The sequence below is a fragment of the Streptomyces sp. NPDC020807 genome, from assembly GCF_040641575.1.
Lineage (GTDB): Bacteria > Actinomycetota > Actinomycetes > Streptomycetales > Streptomycetaceae > Streptomyces.
The window spans coordinates 28,042-47,250 of record NZ_JBFADU010000004.1; the positions used below are offsets into that span (position 1 = coordinate 28,042).

Annotated in this window: 14 protein-coding genes; 4 read left to right on the forward strand and 10 right to left on the reverse strand. The window is 72.8% G+C overall.

The features are described from left to right. Window positions 1–249: 249 nt before the first annotated feature. From AB0G79_RS07975 to rsmH, 10 genes are all read right to left on the reverse strand, one after another. On the reverse strand, window positions 250–1,062 hold the full coding sequence (locus tag AB0G79_RS07975; protein WP_360801927.1) for an FtsQ-type POTRA domain-containing protein: 813 nt from the start codon (window positions 1,060–1,062) through the stop codon (window positions 250–252). 24 nt (window positions 1,063–1,086) lie between these two features. Beyond that, a complete protein-coding gene (gene murG / locus AB0G79_RS07980; RefSeq protein WP_360801930.1) occupies window positions 1,087–2,181 on the reverse strand; it encodes an undecaprenyldiphospho-muramoylpentapeptide beta-N-acetylglucosaminyltransferase in 1,095 nt (364 codons plus the stop codon). 6 nt (window positions 2,182–2,187) lie between these two features. Further along, complete coding sequence (ftsW, locus tag AB0G79_RS07985) at window positions 2,188–3,528, reverse strand: putative lipid II flippase FtsW (RefSeq protein WP_360801933.1); 1,341 nt, start codon at window positions 3,526–3,528, stop codon at window positions 2,188–2,190. A gap of 55 nt (window positions 3,529–3,583) precedes the next feature. Continuing rightward, window positions 3,584–5,023 (reverse strand): UDP-N-acetylmuramoyl-L-alanine--D-glutamate ligase, encoded by a 1,440-nt coding sequence (murD, locus tag AB0G79_RS07990; RefSeq protein WP_360801936.1) that lies wholly within the window; start codon window positions 5,021–5,023, stop codon window positions 3,584–3,586. Then, on the reverse strand, window positions 5,005–6,075 hold the full coding sequence (mraY, locus tag AB0G79_RS07995; RefSeq protein WP_360801939.1) for a phospho-N-acetylmuramoyl-pentapeptide-transferase: 1,071 nt from the start codon (window positions 6,073–6,075) through the stop codon (window positions 5,005–5,007). Before mraY ends, murD begins: the two co-directional genes overlap by 19 nt. Beyond that, the gene (gene murF, locus AB0G79_RS08000) at window positions 6,072–7,496 is read right to left on the reverse strand and encodes a UDP-N-acetylmuramoyl-tripeptide--D-alanyl-D-alanine ligase (RefSeq protein WP_360801942.1); all 1,425 of its coding nucleotides are present in this window, start codon (window positions 7,494–7,496) and stop codon (window positions 6,072–6,074) included. Before murF ends, mraY begins: the two co-directional genes overlap by 4 nt. A gap of 4 nt (window positions 7,497–7,500) precedes the next feature. Then, on the reverse strand, window positions 7,501–9,123 hold the full coding sequence (locus tag AB0G79_RS08005) for a UDP-N-acetylmuramoyl-L-alanyl-D-glutamate--2,6-diaminopimelate ligase (RefSeq protein WP_360801945.1): 1,623 nt from the start codon (window positions 9,121–9,123) through the stop codon (window positions 7,501–7,503). Between the two features lie 117 nt (window positions 9,124–9,240). Continuing rightward, window positions 9,241–11,541, reverse strand: coding sequence for a penicillin-binding transpeptidase domain-containing protein (locus AB0G79_RS08010; protein ID WP_360801948.1), 2,301 nt, complete (start codon window positions 11,539–11,541; stop codon window positions 9,241–9,243). Between the two features lie 6 nt (window positions 11,542–11,547). After that, window positions 11,548–12,147, reverse strand: coding sequence for a hypothetical protein (locus tag AB0G79_RS08015; RefSeq protein ID WP_360801951.1), 600 nt, complete (start codon window positions 12,145–12,147; stop codon window positions 11,548–11,550). Window positions 12,148–12,197: 50 nt separating this feature from the next. Further along, the gene (gene rsmH / locus AB0G79_RS08020; RefSeq protein WP_360801954.1) at window positions 12,198–13,154 is read right to left on the reverse strand and encodes a 16S rRNA (cytosine(1402)-N(4))-methyltransferase RsmH; all 957 of its coding nucleotides are present in this window, start codon (window positions 13,152–13,154) and stop codon (window positions 12,198–12,200) included. A 351-nt stretch (window positions 13,155–13,505) separates the two neighbouring features. On the opposite strand from rsmH, the gene AB0G79_RS08025 reads away from it, so the two are divergent. The 4 genes from AB0G79_RS08025 (at window position 13,506) to AB0G79_RS08040 (ending at window position 19,042) form a co-directional block, all read left to right on the forward strand. Beyond that, a complete protein-coding gene (locus tag AB0G79_RS08025) occupies window positions 13,506–14,045 on the forward strand; it encodes a carbonic anhydrase (RefSeq protein WP_360801957.1) in 540 nt (179 codons plus the stop codon). Between the two features lie 202 nt (window positions 14,046–14,247). Continuing rightward, window positions 14,248–15,267, forward strand: coding sequence for a MoxR family ATPase (locus AB0G79_RS08030; RefSeq protein WP_360801960.1), 1,020 nt, complete (start codon window positions 14,248–14,250; stop codon window positions 15,265–15,267). Next, window positions 15,267–16,628 carry a DUF58 domain-containing protein gene (locus AB0G79_RS08035; RefSeq protein WP_360801963.1) on the forward strand — a complete coding sequence of 454 codons (1,362 nt, stop codon included), beginning with the start codon at window positions 15,267–15,269 and terminating at the stop codon, window positions 16,626–16,628. Before AB0G79_RS08030 ends, AB0G79_RS08035 begins: the two co-directional genes overlap by 1 nt. After that, the gene (locus AB0G79_RS08040; protein WP_360801966.1) at window positions 16,625–19,042 is read left to right on the forward strand and encodes a DUF3488 and transglutaminase-like domain-containing protein; all 2,418 of its coding nucleotides are present in this window, start codon (window positions 16,625–16,627) and stop codon (window positions 19,040–19,042) included. The genes AB0G79_RS08035 and AB0G79_RS08040 overlap by 4 nt, the downstream gene beginning before the upstream one ends. The last annotated feature ends 167 nt before the right edge of the window (window positions 19,043–19,209 follow it).

Genomic DNA, 19,209 nt, shown 5'->3' on the forward strand with positions numbered 1-19,209 from the left:
GGTTGGTGCGCGCTGCGACGACGGATGCCGATTGGGACGGTCCGTAGTGCCGACCCAAACCCTAACGCTGAAGTTTAGGGTTACCAGTGTCTCTGTTCGCTGGACTCTTCCGAACAGGACACTAAGTCGACAAGTGGCGCCCGTTCAACGAACACGCCGAACCTCCCGTTTTTCTTTTCACCCTATGTGATCACCCGTAGCGCTGGCCAACCAGGGTTCCGACCTGCGCATATGCCCGCGAACTCGCCGTCAACTCCCGGACGAGGCGGGCGCCGTGGGGGCACTTACATCGAAGTGCCCCGCTTTGGGCGAGGCCTTCATGAGGGCTGTCAGGACCCGGGCCTTGACCGGCCCGTGCTCGCCGCTCCCCCAGAAGACCGTGCGCCCCTTGGTCAGTTCCAGGGTGACGGAGTCGTACGAGCCGACGCGGACGACACGAGTGTTCGCGGCGATTTGCTCCGGGAGTTCACTCCGGACGCGGACCGCCTCGTCGAGGAGCCGGTCCTCGTCGAAGCGGCGCAGGCTGGGTGATCCGGCGGAGTCGAGGCGGAGCCTCGGGACATTCCGGGGGGCGGTGTCGACGGTGGCGAACCGCGTGCCGGAACCGTCCACTTCGACGAACTTTCCGCCCTTTTCCAGGAGGAGAACGGGCTTCCGTTCCGTCACTTTCAGACCGATTGCGTGCGGCCAGGACCGCACGACCTCGACCGACTCGACGCGCGGAAGCTCCTTCCGGATGCGGTCCGCGATGGCGTCGGTGTCGACGGAGACGAGCGGGGCCCCGGCCGGGACGGCGGCTGCCGATTCGACCTGTCCGGTCGTCAGGACGTCGAGGCCGGAGGTCTTCACCCGTTCCACCCGGAACCAGGTCGATCCGTACAGCGCCCAGATCCCGCCGGCCACGAGTACGAGGACGCCGACGGCGATCAGCAACACCCGGACGGGAAGCCCCCGGAACGCCCGGAACTTTCCGTTCCGGGCGTCCGGGTCGGGCGGCCGCTCCGACGACCCGTGCGGATTTCTCTCGCCGCCCTTCGAAGCGGTCGTCGGTCCGGCTGCCACGCTTCCCCGCCTTTCGCCGCCGCGCTACGCCTGTCGGCGGGCGGCGATCGCCTCGTACACCATCCCGACGAGCAGGTCGTCGGCGTCCCGGCGACCGAACTCGGCGGCGGCGCGGGACATCTCGTACAACCGGTGCGGATCGGCCAGAACGGGCAGGACGTTGCCCTGCACCCACTGCGGCGTCAGCTCCGCGTCGTCGACGAGGAGTCCACCGCCCGCCTTGACCACCGGCTGGGCGTTGAGCCGCTGTTCGCCGTTGCCGATGGGCAGCGGGACGTACGCGGCGGGCAGCCCGACGGCGGAGAGCTCGGCGACGGTCATCGCGCCCGCGCGGCAGAGCATCATGTCGGCGGCGGCGTACGCGAGATCCATCCGGTCCACGTACGGTACCGGCACATAGGGCGGCATCCCGGGCATGTTGTCGACGCGCGGCATCTCGTTCTTCGGGCCGACCGCGTGCAGGATCTGGATGCCGGAGCGCTGGAGCACCGGCGCGACCTGCTGGACGACCTCGTTGAGCCGCCGGGCGCCCTGCGAGCCGCCCGAGACGAGCAGCGTCGGCAGGTTCGGGTCGAGCCCGAAGGCGGCGCGGGCCTCGGGACGCACCCGCGCCCGGTCGAGGGTCGAGATGGTGTGCCGCAGCGGGATGCCGATGTACCGGGCGTTGCGGAGCTTGCTGTCGGGGGTGGCGACGCCGACCCCGGCCGCGTACCGCGAGCCGATCTTGTTGGCCAGGCCGGGCCGGGCGTTGGCCTCGTGGACCACGATCGGCACGCCGAGCCGCTTGGCGGCGAGGTAGCCGGGCAGGGCCACGTAGCCGCCGAAGCCGACGACGCAGTCCGCCTTGGTGCGTTCGAGGATCTGCTCGGCCGCCTTGATGGTGTTGCGCAGCCGCCCGGGGACGGTCATCAGCTCGGGGGTGGGCTTGCGCGGCAGCGGTACGGCGGGGATGAGCGCCAGCTCGTAGCCCCGCTGGGGCACGAGCCGCGTCTCCAGACCCTTCTCCGTGCCGAGGGCCGTGATCCCCACGCTGGGGTCCTGCCTGCGCAGGGCGTCAGCGAGGGCCAGCGCGGGCTCGATATGGCCGGCGGTCCCCCCACCGGCGAGTACGACATGCACCGAAATTCACCGCTCTCCGGACGGGCGCTTCTTGACGCGCCGTCGCATCGACTTCCATCTCACCCCGGTCCGCCTGCCCCAGCCGGGGCGACGCATGGCCAGGGCCGCTTTCGCGGCGGGTTCCTGTCGCGCGAAGGCGATGAGGAGCCCGACGGCGAACATGGTCGGCAGCAGGGCCGACCCCCCGTACGAGAACAGCGGGAGCGGGACACCGGCGATCGGCAGCAAGCCGAGCACCGCACCGATGTTGATCACGGCCTGGGCCGTGATCCAGGTGGTCACGCCTCCCGCGGCGTACCTCACGAAGGGGTCCTCCGTGCGTCCGGCCACGCGGATACCCGCATAGCCTAGAGCCGCGAACAGGGCGAGTACCGACAGCGTCCCCGCGAGGCCCAGTTCCTCACCGGTGACCGCGAAGATGAAGTCGGTGTGGGCTTCGGGGAGTTGGCCCCACTTCTCGACGCTCGCGCCGAGTCCGGAACCGAACCATCCACCCGAGGCCAGAGCATAGATGCCGTGCGCCGCCTGGAGGCAGGGGGCTCCCTCTCCGCCGGGATCGGTCGCGAGGACGCACTGGAAGCGCTTCATCCGGTTGTCGCTGGTCTTGATCAGCAGGAAGCCGATCGCCCCGGCCACGGAGAGCACGCCGACGAAGAGCCTGGTGGGCGCGCCGGCCGTCCACAGGAGGCCGAAGAGGATCGTCGCGAGGATGATCGAGGTGCCCATGTCGCCGCCGAGCATGATCAGCCCGAGCAGCATGAAGGTGCCCGGGACCAGCGGCACGAGGATGTGCTTCCACTGGGTGAGCAGGCCCATGTCCTGCTTGCGGGCGAGGAGGTCGGCACCCCAGAGGATCAGGGCCAGTTTGCCGAACTCGCTGGGCTGGAGCTGGAAGGGGCCGCCGAGGGAGATCCAGTTCTGGTTGCCGTTGACCGCGTGCCCTATGCCGGGCACCTGGACGAGCACCATGAGGAAGACGGCGCCGACGAGGATCGGGTAGGCGAGCGCCCGGTGCAGCTTCACCGGCATCCGCGAGGCGGCGAGGAGCAGCCCGGTGCCGAGGAGCGCGGCGAAGAACTGCTTCCGGAAGAAGTAGGACGGCACGAGGTCGTAGCGGAGCGCCGTGATCATCGAGGCGGAGTAGACCATCACCAGGCCGAGCGCGGTGATGAGCAGGGCGGCCCCGATGATCACGTAGTACGCGGTGAGGGGCCGGTCCCAGGCCCGTACGGCCTGCTCGTAGAGGCGCCGGGCGCCCCCGCCGCGCGCCGGCCGCGGGGTCGCCGGCTCACGCCCTCCGCCGCGTACGGCGGAGGGCCGGCGTGTCCCGGCGATCTTGCTCGGCATGGTCGCTGCCCCCTCCAGTCGTGCCCGGTCCGGCCGGACCCTCCCGCTGGTCAGGTCAGGCGTCCCCGGTGGTGGCGAGCGCGCGGACGGCGTCCGCGAAGGCCTCGCCCCGCTTGTTGTAGTTGGTGAACATGTCCATCGACGCGCAGGCCGGGGCCAGGAGCACCGTGTCCCCCGGACGGGCCATCCCCGCCGCTTCACGGACCGCCTCGGACATCGCCCCAGTGTCGGTCCGGTCGAGGTCCACCACCGGGACCTCCGGGGCGTGTCGCGCCAGGGCTTCGCGGATCAGCGCGCGGTCGGCGCCGATCAGGACGGCGCCGCGCAGGCGCTTCGCCGAGGCGGCGACGAGCTCGTCGAACGCGGCGCCCTTGGCGAGGCCGCCGGCGATCCAGACGATCGACTCGTAGGCCGCGAGGGAGGCCTCGGCCGCGTGGGTGTTGGTGGCCTTGGAGTCGTCGACGTACGTGACCCCCTCGACCTCCTCGACCAGCTCGATGCGGTGCGGGTCGGACCGGAAGGCCCGCAGTCCGTCCCGTACGGCCTTCGCGTCGACGCCGAAGGCGCGGGCGAGGGCGGCGGCGGCGAGCGCGTTGGCGATGTTGTGCGGGGCCGGCGGCTGGACGTCGGCGACCTCGGCGAGCTCCTGGGCGTTCTTCTGCCGGTTCTCGACGAAGGCGCGGTCGACGAGGATGCCCTCGACGACGCCGAGCTGGGAGGGGCCGGGGGTGCCGAGGGTGAAGCCGATGGCGCGGCAGCCCTCCTCGACGTCGGCCTCGCGGACGAGGTCCTCGGTGACCCGGTCGGCGACGTTGTAGACGCAGGCGATCGTGTTGCCCTCGTAGATCCGGCCCTTGTCGGCGGCGTACGCCTCCATGGAGCCGTGCCAGTCGAGGTGGTCGGGCGCCAGGTTGAGGACGGCGGCCGAGTGGACGCGGAGCGAGGGCGACCAGTGGAGCTGGTAGCTGGAGAGCTCGACGGCGAGGACGTCGTACGGCTCCTCGCCGAGGACCGCGTCGAGGAGCGAGACCCCGATGTTGCCGACGGCGGCCGTCCTCAGGCCCGCCGCCTCCAGGATCGAGGCGAGCATCCGGACGGTCGTGGTCTTGCCGTTGGTGCCGGTGACCGCGAGCCACGGGGCCGCGTCGGGGCCCCGGAGGCGCCAGGCCAGCTCGACGTCGCCCCAGACCTCCACGCCCGCCTCGGCGGCGGCCGTGAAGAGCGGCTTGTCGGGCTGCCAGCCGGGGGTGGTGACGATCAGCTCGGTACCGGTCGGCAGGGTGGCCCCGTCGCCGAGGCGGACGGTGATTCCCTCCGCCTCCAGGTCGGCCGCCTGGGCCCGGGAGCGCTCGTCGTCGCCGTCGTTGACGACGGTCACGACGGCGCCCAGGCCGTGCAGCACCCGCGCGGCCGGGATGCCGGAGATCCCGAGCCCCGCGACGGTGACCTTCTTGCCGTTCCAGTCGAGCTGTTCCGTCACTTTTCGGCTGCCCATCCCGCGTAGAAGAGACCCAGGCCCACGATCACGCACATGCCCTGGATGATCCAGAACCGGACGACGACCAGGACCTCGGACCACCCCTTGAGTTCGAAGTGGTGCTGGAGGGGGGCCATCCGGAAGACGCGCTTGCCGGTCATCTTGAACGAGCCGACCTGGATGACCACGGACATCGTGATCAGCACGAACAGGCCGCCGAGCAGCGCGAGGAGAAGCTCCGTGCGGGAGCAGATGGCGAGACCGGCGAGCGCGCCGCCGAGGGCCAGCGAGCCGGTGTCACCCATGAAGATCTTGGCGGGCGAGGTGTTCCACCACAGGAAGCCGAAGCAGGCGCCCATGAGGGCGGAGGCGACGACCGCGAGGTCCAGCGGGTCGCGCACCTCGAAGCACGCGTTGGGGTTGGTCAGCGTCACCGCGTTGGCGCAGGACTCCTGGAACTGCCAGAGCCCGATGAAGGTGTACGCGCCGAAGACCATCACCGAGGCACCGGTGGCCAGACCGTCCAGGCCGTCCGTCAGGTTCACGCCGTTGGACATGGCCAGGATCATGAAGAGCGCCCAGACCACGAAGAGCACCGGGCCGATGGACCAGCCGAAGTCCGTGATGAAGGAGAGCTTCTCGGAGGCCGGGGTGTTCCCCCGGGCGTCCGCGAACTGGAGCGAGAGCACGGCGAAGGCGATGCCGACGATCAGCTGGCCGGCCATCTTCGCCTTGGCCCGCAGGCCCAGCGAACGCTGCTTGACGATCTTGATGTAGTCGTCGAGGAAGCCGACCAGGCCCATGCCGGCCATGAGGAACAGCACCAGGACGCCCGAGTACGTCGGGTCCTCGCCGGTGATGACCTTGGCCAGGGCGTACGCGATGAGCGTCGCCAGGATGAAGGAGATGCCGCCCATGGTGGGCGTGCCCTTCTTCCCGGCGTGGCCGCGGGGGCCGTCGTCGCGGATGAACTGCCCGTACCCCTTGCGGGCCAGGAGCTTGATCAGCAGCGGCGTACCGATCAGGGTGAGGAAGAGGCCGATGGCCCCAGCGAAGAGGATCTGCCTCATCGTCCGGCGACCTCACCCTCGGTGTCGAGGAGTGCCTGCGCGACCCCTTCGAGACCGACCGACCTGGAAGCCTTCACAAGGACGACGTCCCCCGGACGCAGTTCCCTGCGCAACAGGTCGACAGCCGCCTGCGCGTCGGACACGTGCACCGACTCCTCACCCCACGAACCCTCGTTATATGCGCCCAGTTGCAGCCAGGACGCTTCCCTGTCCCCGACCGCGACGAGCTTGCTGACGTTGAGCCGGACGGCAAGCCGTCCGACCGCGTCGTGCTCGACGAGCGATGCGTCACCGAGCTCGGCCATCTTGCCGAGCACCGCCCACGTGCGCGCCCCTCGGGCCTGAGCGGCCCTGCCCATGGCCGCGAGCGCGCGCAGGGCGGCCCGCATGGACTCGGGGTTGGCGTTGTAGGCGTCGTTGACGATCGTCACGCCGTCCGGACGCTCGGTGACCTCCATGCGCCAGCGCGACAGGGTGCCCGCCTCGGAGAGCGCGGTGGCGATCTCCTCGACTGGCATGCCCAGCTCGTGCGCGACGGCGGCCGCGGCGAGCGCGTTCGACACGTGGTGCTCACCGTACAGGCGCAAGGTCACGTCGCTGCACCCGGTGGGTGTGTGAAGCCTGAAAGAAGGCTGTCCCGTTTCTGTGAGGCGGACGTTCTCGGCCCGTACGGCCGCTTCGTCCGCTTCGCCGAAGAGGGTCACGCGGGCCTTCGTGCGGCTCGCCATCGCGCGGACGAGCGGGTCGTCGGCGTTGAGGACCGCGATGCCGCCGTCCTCGGCGGACGGCAGGCTCTCGACGAGTTCGCCCTTCGCCTGGGCGATCTGCTCCCGGCCGCCGAACTCTCCGATGTGGGCGGTGCCCACGTTGAGGACGAGGCCGATGCGGGGCGGGGTCAGGCCGGTGAGGTAGCGGATGTGGCCGATGCCGCGGGCGCCCATCTCCAGGACCAGGTGCCGGGTCTCCTCGCTCGCGCGGAGCGCGGTGAGCGGCAGGCCGATCTCGTTGTTCAGGGAGCCCGGCGTCCACACGGTGGGGGCGTGCTTGTCGAGGACCTGGGCGATCAGGTCCTTCGTGGACGTCTTGCCGGCGGAGCCGGTGAGGGCGACGACATCGGTGCCGAGCCGCTCGACGACCGCGCGGGAGAGGGCCCCGAGCGCCGTCTGCACGTCGTCCACGACGATCGCGGGTACGCCGACGGGCCGGGCGGCCAGGACGGCCGCCGCGCCCGCCGTGACGGCGCGCTCCGCGTAGTCGTGGCCGTCGACGTGCTCACCGGCGAAGGCGACGAAGAGGCCGCCGGTCCGCACCTCGCGGGAGTCGATGACGACGGGCCCGGTGACCCGGGCGGCCGGATCCGGTATGTCGTGCGTCTGCCCGCCGACGATTTCGGCGATCTCGGCGAGGGAGAGGGCGATCACTGCTTCATCCCTGACTGTTCTGGGGGCTGTCTTCCCGGATGTCCCGGGCCTTCTGCTGGTGGTCGAGGCCCGCCTGTTCGAGGATGGCCGCGCGCAGCACCTCGCGGTCGTCGAAGGGGCGTACGGCCCCGGCGATCTCCTGGCCCTGCTCGTGGCCCTTGCCGGCGACCAGGACGGTGTCCCCCGGCCTGGCGCGGTGCACGGCGGCGGCGACGGCGGCGGCCCGGTCGGGTTCGACCAGGACGTCTCCGCGCTCCCCGGCCGGGACCTCGGCGGCGCCCGCGAGCATCGCGGTGAGGATCGCGAGCGGGTCCTCGGAGCGGGGGTTGTCGGAGGTCAGGACGGCGGTGTCGGCGAGCCGGGCCGCCGCGGCGCCCATCGGGCCGCGTTTGGTGGTGTCGCGGTCCCCGCCGCAGCCGATGACCACGTGGAGGCGGCCCTCGGTGACCTCGCGCAGGGAGCGCAGGACCGATTCGACGGCGTCCGTCTTGTGGGCGTAGTCGACGACGGCGAGGTACGGCTGTCCGGCGTCGACCCGCTCCAGGCGGCCGGGGACGCCGGGGACGGCGGCGACGCCGTCGGCGGCGGCCTTCGGTTCGAGGCCGGCGGCGGCGAGGGTCGCGATGGCGGCGAGGGTGTTGGCGACGTTGAACGGGCCGGGCAGCGGGGCGGTGGCGGAGATCCGCTCGCCGCGCGGGCCGACGGCGGTGAACGTCGAGTCGTGGGAGCCGAGGACGAGGTCCTCGGCGCGCCAGTCGGCGTCCTCGCGGCCCTCGGCGGAGAAGGTGACGACCGGGACGGTCGCCTCCTCGGCGAGCCGGCGGCCGTACGCGTCGTCGGCGTTCACGATGCCGAGCTTGCTGCGCTCGGGGGTGAAGAGCATGGCCTTGGCCCGGAAGTAGTCCTCCATGTCGGAGTGGAACTCCATGTGCTCCGGGCTGAGGTTGTTGAAGACGGCGACGTCGAAGACGCAGCCGTCGACCCGGCCGAGCACGAGGGCGTGGCTGGAGACCTCCATGGCGACGGCCTCGACGCCCCGCTCGCGCATGACGGCGAAGAGGGCCTGGAGGTCGGTGGCCTCGGGGGTGGTGCGCTCGGACTTGATGCGCTCGTCGCCGATGCGCATCTCGACGGTGCCGACGAGCCCGGTGCGGTGTCCGGCGCCGCGCAGTCCGCCCTCGACCAGGTAGGCCGTGGTGGTCTTGCCGGAGGTGCCGGTGATGCCGATCTGGAGGAGGTCGTCGCCGGGCCGCCCGTAGATCGCGGCGGCGAGCTCGCCCATCCGGCCGCGCGGGTCCTCGACGACCAGGACCGGCAGGCCGGTCGCGGCGGCGCGCTCGGCGCCGGTCGGGTCGGTGAGGACGGCGGCGGCGCCGAGTCCGGCGGCCTGCGCGACGAAGTCGGCGCCGTGGAGGCGGGCGCCGGGCAGGGCCGCGTACACGTCCCCGGGGCGTACCGCCCGGGAGTCGTGCGTGATGCCGGTGACGGCGACGGACGCCGCGTCGGATCCGGCGGGGCCGGCGTCGAGGGTGTCGACGCCCAGCTGTGCGGCCAGGTCGCCCAGGGGTGTGGGGCGCTCCTGCTCCGGCCGGGGCGGGGTGGTTCGGGACTGATCAGCGTGTGGCACGGCGGTGAGCGTACCGGGCGCACCCTGTGCGGGGCCAAAAGAGCCCGGGGCGTCGCCGGAGTTCGATTTCCGGTTCCCGGAATGGGGGGTGATCGTTGTCACTGGTACTCCGGAGTGTCACGGGGTGGGGGGTTCGAAGGTGACCGGCAGTCGGGCCGGTTCGTTGCCCGTGGGGGCGACGTGGAGGGTCTTGAGGGCGAACTCCATGACCTTCTTGTAGATGGGTCCGCAGATCTGGCCGCCGAAGTAGCTGCCCTTCGTGGGGTTCTGGATGGCGCAGTAGACGGTGACCTGCGGGTCGTCGGCGGGCGCGAAGCCGGCGAACGAGGCGGTGTAGCCCTTGTACCGGCCGAGTTCGGGGTCGACGCGGTTGGCGGTACCGGTCTTGCCGGCGACGCGGTAGCCGGGGATGGCGGCCTTGTTGCCGGTGCCCTCCTCGTCCTCGACGACGGACTCCAGCATCTTGGCGAGGGTGTCGGCGGTCTTCTCGCTGACGACGCGGCTCTCCTCGGGGGCCGGGGCGGGCGTGAAGCGGCCGTCGGCGCCCTTGGTGCCGCGGACGAGGGTCGGCTCGACCCGTACGCCTCCGTTGGCGACGGTCGAGTAGACGGAGGCGGCCTGCATGGCGCTGACGGAGAGCCCCTGGCCGAAGGGGATCGTGTACTGCTGGGAGGTCGACCAGTCCCCGGGCTCGGCGAGGATGCCGGGGGTCTCGCCCGGGAAGTCCAGTCCCGTGGGGCTGCCGAGGCCGAACTTGCGCAGGTAGGAGTGGAGGACCTTGTTGGACTCGGCCTGGGTCTCGCCGAGCCGGCCGGTGGCCAGGATGGTGCCGATGTTGCTGGACTTGGCGAGGACGCCGTTGAGCGTCAGGTACCAGGTCGGGTGGTCGATGTCGTCCTTGAAGAGCCGGTCGCCGCGGTGGAGCCGGTTGGGCACGGTGACGTGGGTGCCGGGGTCGGCCTTGTTCTCCTCGAGGACGGCGGCCATGGAGATCACCTTGGCGGTGGAGCCGGGCTCGTAGGCGTCCTGGAGGGCGGCGTTGCCCATGGCGGCGGAGTTGGCGGCGGAGAGGTCGTTGGGGTCGAAGCCGGGGGCGTTGGCCATGGCCAGGACCTCGCCGGTCCGCGTGTTCTGCACGACGACGTAGCCGCGGTCGGCCTTGGACTTCCGCACCTGTTCGGTGATGGCCTTCTGGGCGGCCCACTGGATGTCCCGGTCGATGGTCAGCTCGATGTCGGAGCCGGGGACGGCGGGGGTTCCCTGGGAGCCCGCGGTGGGCACCTGGCGGCCGTTGGACTCGGTGAAGCGGACCTTGCCGTCCTTGCCGGCGAGCTGCGGGTCGAGCTGGGACTCGATGCCGCCGGCGCCGCGGCCCTCGGCGTTGACGTATCCCAGTATCCCGGCGGCGAGTTCGTTGTTGGGGTACACGCGCTTGCTGCTGGGCTCGCTGAGGATGCCGCCGAGCAGGTTGACGCCGGTGCCGCCCTTGGCCTGGGCCTTCTGCCCGTAGACCTTCCTGAGGTCCTTGATCTGGTTCCAGACCTGCGGGGTCTGCTTGCGGGCGAGCAGCGTGTAGCGGGACTTGGGGGTGCGGAGCTTCTTGGCGAGCTCCGCGGGCTCCTTGCCCAGGATGGGGGCGAGGAGGGCGGCGGCCTGCTCGGGGGCGTCGGGGAGCTTGGACTCCTCGGGCGTGAACAGCTTGGGGTCGGCGGTGATGTCGTACGCGTCGACGCTGGCGGCGAGCGCGATGCCGTTGCGGTCGGTGATCTCGCCGCGGTCGGCGGAGAGCGTGTACTCCTGGAAGCGGTACCGGTCGGCCTTGGCCGCGTACGCGCTGGCGTCGACGGCCTGCACCTGGAGCAGCCGGACGACGAAGGCCAGCATGACGAGCGTGAGCCCGAAGGAGATCAGCCGCAGCCGGGGCCGGGGGCTGCCGAGCCGGATGGTGCGCGGCTTGCGCGCCGGGCGCGGCGCGGGCCGCTTGGCGGCGGGCCGGGCCGCGGGCCGTGAACCGCGCGCGCCGGGGGTGCGGGCGCCGGCCGTGCGGGCTCCGGGGGTACGGGCCGCGGAGCCGCGGGCCCCGGAGCCGCGGGCGCCCGGGGTACGCGGACGGGCGGCGCCGTCCCCGGACGCGCGGTCACGCGCGGCACGGTCCGCGCCGGCGCGTTCGCCGGTCGTACGGTCCCGGGAGGGGCGGTCTCCCGCCCTACGGTCGCGGGGGGTGCGGTCTCCCGCCGTACGGTCGCGGGGGGCGCGGTCGCCGGACGTGCGGTCGCGGGGGGTGCGGTCGCGGGGGGTGCGGTCGGCACCCGATCCCGGTGCGCGGTCGCGGGACGCGCGGTCGCCGGAGGCGGGGCGTGGGCGCGAGGGACGGGCCGGTCCGGGGACGCGGCGGCGCGGGGGCTCCTCTGAGGGCACTGCGGGTCACCTACCGGAGGTCGTCGGAGCGGTTTCGTCGGTCTGCCGTGCCGGCGCGGTTTCCCGTGGTTCCCGTACCGGCGTCGTCGGTGGGCGGCCGGTGCCGGTGGGGCCCGGCTTCGTGGTCCCTCCGGTGGTGGGGAGCGTGCCGGCCGTCGTGGCCGGTGTCCGCCCGGGGCCGGGCCGAGTGGCCGACGGCCCGTCGGCGCCGCCCGGCGCGGACGGCGTGGCGCTCGCGCCGGGCGCACCGATCGCCGTGGGCTTCGGGGTCGGGGTCGGGGTCGGCTTCGGGGACCGCGCGACCGAGGGCTCGCCGAGCACCTTGCCGTCGGGCCCGAGGAACGCGGGGCTGCCGCCGGGGACCATGCCGAGCTCGCGGGCCCGGCGTTCCAGGGCGTCGGGGGCGACGTAGACGTCGACGTCGCGCTGGAGCGCCTGCTCCTCGTCGGTGAGCTCGGTGGTCCTGTCCTTGAGCTCGCGCAGCTTGAACGAGCCCTGGTTGAGGGCCGAGTTCAGCAGGAGGAGGGTGATGAGCCCGCCGCCGAGCAGGACGAAGACGAGCAGGACGAAGGGGGTACGGGCGGCCGTGCTCGGCCCCGAAGGCATGAGCCGTCCGAGCCGCGCCGCCCTCCCTTTGAGGGGCCCCTTCGCCGTACTCACAGCACGTCCTCCCGGATGCGCTCGACGCCTCTGAGACGCGCGGGGGCGGCGCGCCGGTTCTCGGCGACCTCCTCCTCCGTCGGGAGCTCGGCGCCGCGCGTGAGCAGCTTCAGGCGGGGCTGGTACTTCTCGGGGACGACCGGGAGGCCGGGCGGGGCGGTGGTGGCGGCGCCGGCCGCGAAGACCTGCTTGACGATGCGGTCCTCGAGGGACTGGTACGAGAGGACGGCGATCCGGCCGCCGACGGCGAGGGCCTTCACGGCCGCCGGGATCGCGTTCTCGACGGCTTCGAGCTCGCGGTTGACCTCGATGCGCAGGGCCTGGAAGGTCCGCTTGGCCGGGTTGCCGCCGACGCGCTTGGCCGCCTGGGGCAGGGAGTCCCGGATGAGTTCGACGAGCCGGGCGCTGTTGGTGAAGGGCTCCTTCTCGCGCTCGCGCACGATGGCGGAGACGATCCGCTTGGCCTGCTTCTCCTCGCCGTACGCGCGCAGGATGCGGACGAGTTCGCCGGCCGGGTAGGTGTTGAGGACCTCGGCCGCGCTGATGCCGGTCGACTGGTCCATGCGCATGTCGAGCGGGGCGTCCTGGGCGTAGGCGAAGCCGCGGTCGGCCTCGTCCAGCTGCATGGAGGAGACGCCGAGGTCGAAGAGGACGCCGTCCACCTTCGGGATGCCGAGCCGGTCGAGGACCTCGGGCAGCTCGTCGTACACGGCGTGGACGAGGGTGGCGCGCTCCCCGTAGGGGGCGAGGCGCTCGCCGGAGAGGCGCAGCGCCTCCTTGTCCCGGTCGAGGGCGACGAGCCGCGCCTCGGGGAACCTCGTGAGCAGGGCCTCGCTGTGGCCTCCGAGGCCCAGGGTGCAGTCGACGACGACCGCGCCGGGCCGCTCCAGTGCGGGGGCCAGCATGTCCAGGCACCGCTGGAGCATCACCGGGACGTGGCGGTCGTTGCTCAATGCGCCCTCTCAGATCCGGCGCGGAGGCACGTACCGCCGGGTCCGACCGGCGAGCGGGAGAAGGCCGAGCCGTAAATGCCACCGCACACACGGGGGAGAAACCGCGGAAATCGCTCGATATCCTCAATGTCTCCGTGAACTTCGCGTCACTTTAGTCCACGGGGCGCGCCGGTCAATCAACCGGCTGGCGCGTCGCGCGGACCCGGCGTACCGGCGGGACATTCCGGACGGCTCACCCGTTCGGAGGCCGACGGCCGGGGGCTGTGGGTTACCTCACAACAAGGTCAATCGCGGTTCTTTGTCCCCTCTCACAGCAGGCTCGGGGGGCGCGTGACCGTTAACGTCAAAACCATGTCGACCTCCGCGCACCCCACCGCCGACGCCATACCCGCCACCGGTTCGGTCACGGACCGCCTCGTCACGGCGAACGAGCAGTACGCCTCGCACTTCACCGACCCGGGCATGGACGCGCGTCCCGTGCTCCGCGTCGCCGTCGTCGCCTGCATGGACGCCCGTCTCGACCTGCACGCGGCCCTCGGGCTCCAGCTCGGCGACTGCCACACCATCCGCAACGCGGGCGGCGTCGTCACCGACGACGTGATCCGCTCCCTCACGATCAGCCAGCGTGCCCTCGGCACGCGCAGCGTGATGCTGGTCCACCACACCGGCTGCGGTCTCGAATCGCTCACCGAGGACTTCCGGCACGACCTGGAGCACGAGGTCGGCCAGCGTCCGACCTGGGCCGTGGAGGCCTTCCGCGACGTCGACCAGGACGTCCGCCAGTCGATGGCGCGGGTCCGGACCTCCCCGTTCCTGCTGCACTCCGACGACGTCCGGGGCTTCGTCTTCGACGTGACGACGGGCCTGCTGCGCGAGATCGACCCGGAGTAAGTCCGGAGCGAGTACCGACGGCGACCCGTCGTGACGGTCGGGGGCGACCCGGCGTAACGGTTCAAACCCCGGCATTTCCCTCGCACTTGTCCTCAGGCGAGTGACACGACCCGGCCACGGCATCAAGAATGCTCGGGTGACACCCCCCGTCCGTCCGGACGGGGGCAGGTGTCGGTGTTCCGGAAAGGCCGAGGAGGGCCGGGTGACGACCTATGACGATCGAGCGAACCTCGCTGATCTGACCACGACCGCGGAGCGTGTCCGCAGGTCGATGGAGGGTGTGATCGAGGGGAAGCCCGAGGTCGTACGGCTTTCGCTGACCGTTCTGCTCGCCGAGGGGCACCTCCTCATCGAGGACGTCCCCGGCGTGGGCAAGACCATGCTCGCCAAGACGCTGGCGCGGTCCATCGACTGCTCGGTGCGCCGCATCCAGTTCACTCCCGACCTGCTGCCGTCGGACGTCACGGGCGTGTCGATCTTCGACCAGCAGCAGCGGGAGTTCGAGTTCAAGCCGGGCGCGATCTTCGCCCAGATCGTCATCGGCGACGAGATCAACCGCGCCTCGCCGAAGACCCAGTCGGCCCTCCTGGAGTCCATGGAGGAGCGGCAGGTCACGGTCGACGGCCAGACCTACGAGCTGCCCAGCCCGTTCATGGTCGTCGCCACGCAGAACCCGGTCGAGATGGAGGGCACCTACCCGCTGCCCGAGGCCCAGCGCGACCGCTTCATGGCGCGGGTCTCGATGGGCTACCCGAGCGCCGACGCCGAGCTGCGGATGCTCGACGTGCACGGCTCGGTCTCCCCGCTCGACGACCTCCAGCCGGTCGCGCACGCCCACGACATCCTGAAGCTGATCGAGGCGGTGCGGGCGGTCCACGTGGCCGACGCCGTGCGCCGGTACGCGGTCGACATCGTCGCCGCCACCCGCACCCACACCGACCTGCGGCTCGGCGCCTCGCCCCGCGCCACGCTCCACCTGCTGCGGGCCGCGAAGGCCTCCGCCGCGCTCAGCGGCCGCGACTACGTCCTGCCGGACGACCTCCAGGCCCTCGCCGCACCCGTCCTCGCCCACCGGCTGCTGCCGACGGCGCAGGCCCAGCTGAACCGGCGCACGGCCGAGCAGGTCGTCCAGGACATCCTCCAGCGCACCCCGGTGCCGGCCGCGGCCCCGCCCGCCGGACCGCACCTCGGCCAGCAGCAGCCCGGCGCCCGGCGGCTGTGATGGGGGCCGCCTCCGCAGCCGCCTCCGTGCCGGACGGGCGGCGGGGCGACGACGACCGGGGCGGTCTGCGGGCCGCCTTCGGCGGTCTCACCACCCGCGGCCGGTCGTTCCTCGCCGCCGGGGTGGCCGCCGCCGTCTGCGCGTACGTCCTCGGCCAGGCGGACCTGCTGCGCGTCGGGCTGCTCCTCGCCGCCCTGCCGCTGATCTGCGTCCTCGTCCTGCACCGCACCCGCTACCGGGTCGCGGCCGCCCGCCGGCTCACCCCGCAGCGGGTGGAGGCGGGCTCCGAGGCCCGGGTCCAGCTGCGCATGGAGAACGTCTCCAAGCTGCCGACCGGGCTGCTGATGCTCCAGGACCACGTGCCGTACATGCTGGGCCCCCGCCCCCGGTTCGTCCTCGACCGGGTCGAGTCGGGCGGCCGGCGCGAGGTGTCCTACCGGGTCCGCTCCGACCTGCGCGGACGGTTCCCGCTCGGCCCGCTCCAGCTCCGGCTGAACGACCCGTTCGGCCTGTGCGAGCTGACCCGCTCCTTCAGCGCGTACGACACCCTCACCGTCGTGCCGAGGACCGAGGCGCTGCCCCCGGTGAAGCTCACCGGCGAGTCCTCGGGGTACGGCGAGGGGCACCAGCGCTCCCTGGCGCTGGCCGGCGACGACGACGTCATCCCCCGCGCCTACCGGCACGGCGACGACCTGCGCCGGGTGCACTGGCGGTCCACCGCCCGGTACGGCGAGCTGATGGTGCGGCGCGAGGAGCAGCCGCAGCGGGCCCGCTGCACGGTCCTCCTCGACACCCGCCGGATCGCCTACCAGGGCAGCGGCCCCGACTCCGCCTTCGAGTGGGCGGTCTCCGGCGCGGCCTCGGCCCTGGTGCACATGCTGGGGCGGGGGTACGCGGTCCGGCTGCTCACCGACTCCGGCAGCACGGTCCCCGGTGAGGGGTCCGACGGCTTCGCCGGTTCGACGCAGGACTCGGCCGACACCGCCGGCCTGCTGATGGACACCCTCGCGATCGTCGACCACTCCGAGGGCGCCGGGCTCTCCCGCGCCTCCGACGTGCTGCGCGGGGGCGACGAGGGCCTGCTCGTGGCCTTCCTCGGCGACCTCGACGAGGGACAGGCCGCGCTCGCGGCCCGGATGCGCGGCCGGACCGGCGCCGCCGTCGCCTTCGTCCTGGACTCGGGCACCTGGCTGACGGGCGGCGCGGTCTCCGGGGCGGTCGAGGACCGCGTACGGCAGCTGCGCGAGGCCGGCTGGACGGCGCTCGCCGTGCCCGCCGGGGCGCGGCTCGCGGACCTGTGGCAGCAGGCGGCCGGCGTCCGCGCGGAGTCCGCCGCCGACACGTACGGAGGTTGGTCATGAGCGGCCGCGCGCGGCTGACCCTCGCCGCCTGGGGCGCCACCCTGATGGCGGCCGGGGCCCTGCTCCCGCTGGTGAAGCCGGCGACCTGGATCTTCACGGCGGCCTTCGTCCTCGCCCTGGTGAGCGCCGTGGGCATGCTGACCCGGCGGGTGCCGCTGGCCCGGCCGCTGACGCTGCTCGCGCAGCTGGTCGCGGTCGTGCTCGCGCTGACCCTGTTCTTCGCCCGCGGGCAGGCGGTCCTCTGGCTGGTGCCGGGGCCGGCGGCCTTCGCCTGGATCGTCGAGCTGTTCCGGGCGGGCGTCGAGGACGTCGGGACGTACGCGGTCCCCGCGCCGGACACCGAGGGCATCCGGCTCCTGCTCGTCGCCGGCGTGGTGGCGATAGGGCTCCTGGTGGACGCCCTGGCGGTCACCTTCCGCAAGGCGGCCCCGGCCGGGCTCCCGCTCCTCGCGCTGTACTCGGTGGCCGCGGGGCTCTCCGGGGGCGGCGCGGGCTGGCTCTGGTTCCTCCTCGCCGCCACCGGTTACCTGCTGCTGCTCCTCGCCGAGGGCCGCGACCGGCTCTCGCAGTGGGGGCGGGTCTTCGGGGCCGCCCAGCGCTCCGGGCCGCGGGGCTCGTCGGTGGCGACCGGCGGTTCCGCCTTCGCCCCGGTCCGTACGGGCCGCCGGATCGGCGCGGTCGCCATGGGCGTCGCGCTGGTCGTGCCGCTCGCGCTGCCCGGGTTCTCGGGCGGCCTGTTCGGCGGCGGAAACGGCGAGGGCGGCTCGGGGAACGGCCGGGGCGGCACGATCTCGGCCGTGAACCCGCTGGTCTCGCTCCAGGACAACCTGCGCCAGCAGGAGGACCGGGAGGTCCTGCGCTACCGGACCAACGCCCAGGACAACAGCGGTCTCTACCTGCGGCTCGTCGCCCTGGACCAGTTCGACGGCACCTCGTGGAAGTCCTCGGTCCGCCCGATCGAGGACGTGCCCCCGCAGCTGCCCTGGCCCCAGGGCCTCGCGCAGTCGATGGACATCACGGAGGTGACCACCAACATCGTCGCCTCGGACGCGTACGAGCAGAAGTGGCTGCCGATGCCGTTCCCGGCGGGCCGGGTCGAGGTCTCGGGCAACTGGCGGTTCGAGCCGGCCGGCCGGATGCTCGTCGGCGACGACAAGCAGACGACCCGGGGCGCCCGCTACCAGGTCACGAGCCTGGACGTACGGCCCACGGCCGAGCAGCTGGCGGCGGCGCAGCCCGCGCCGGAGAAGCTGCGGCACGAGTACACGAAGGTCCCCGTCGCCCTCCCCGCCGACGTGCGGACGGCGGCCGTGGAGGTCACGAAGGGCGCGGGCAACGACTACGAGCGGGCGGTGAAGCTCCAGAACTGGTTCTCCGAGGAGGGCGGCTTCCAGTACGACGTGGACGTCGAATCCGGCACCGGAGCGCAGGCGATCTCCCGCTTCCTCAAGGACAAGCGCGGCTTCTGCGTCCACTTCTCCTTCTCGATGGCGGCGATGGCCCGTTCGCTCGGCATCCCCGCGCGCGTGGCCGTCGGCTTCATGCCGGGCACCACGCAGACCGACGGCTCGGTCTCGGTGGGCATCCGGGACGCGCACGCCTGGCCCGAGCTGTACTTCGAGGGGGCCGGCTGGACCCGGTTCGAGCCGACGCCCTCGCGGGGCTCGACCCCGGCGTACACCCGGGCGACGACGCCGACGGGCACGGCGACGGGTCCGGCGCGGCCGGAGCAGAGCGCCTCGGCACGGCCGACCGTCGCCCCGACGGCCTCGGAGAGCTGCACGGCGCAGATGCGGCGCATGGGCGACTGCGGGCCGGACGAGGCGCTCGCGGGCGACCTCTCGGACGGCGGCGGACCGGACGTCCTCCAGATCGCGCTGATCTCGACGGGGGTGCTCCTGCTGCTCGCCGTACCGTTCCTGCCGATGCTCTGGCGCAAGCGGGTACGGGCCCGGCGGCTCGGGTCCGGCGCCGGTCGCGGCCCGGAGGAGCTGGCGGCGCGGACCCTCGCGGTCTGGCGCGAGATCACCGACACGGCCTGGGACCACGGGGTCGAGCCGGACGATTCCCTCACCCCGAGGAAGATCGCGGAGCGATTGGTCCGACTGGGTGACCTGCGGGGTGAACCGGCCGAGGCGGTGCACCGGGTCGCCGGTGCGGTGGAGCAGGTCCTGTACGCGCCCCGGCCCGAGCCGGTGGCGGGTCTCGCCGCGGAGGCGGAGCGGGTCAGGGCCGGTTTCCACGCGAGCGCCGGCCGCAAGGCCCGCCTGCACGCGCTCCTCGCGCCCCGCTCGGCGGTCCGGCTGCGCTGGGCGGCCTCGGCGTGGTGGGCGTCGGCGACGGCGTCCTGGTCCCGACGGCGCACGACCCTGCTGCCGAACGCCCTGCGCCGGACGCCCCGCTCGGCACCGTGAGGCACTGCCCCCCCGGGAGCCACCGCTGTGTGGCTCCCGGGGGGCAGGTCGGACCGTGCGGGGTGGTGGGCCGGGCCACGGCATCCCCCGAGCCCCGGCCGGGAGCTCGGGTGATCGGTTACGGACGCGGCGGAGCCCCGCCGGGCGGCGAGCCGAGGCTCGGGCCC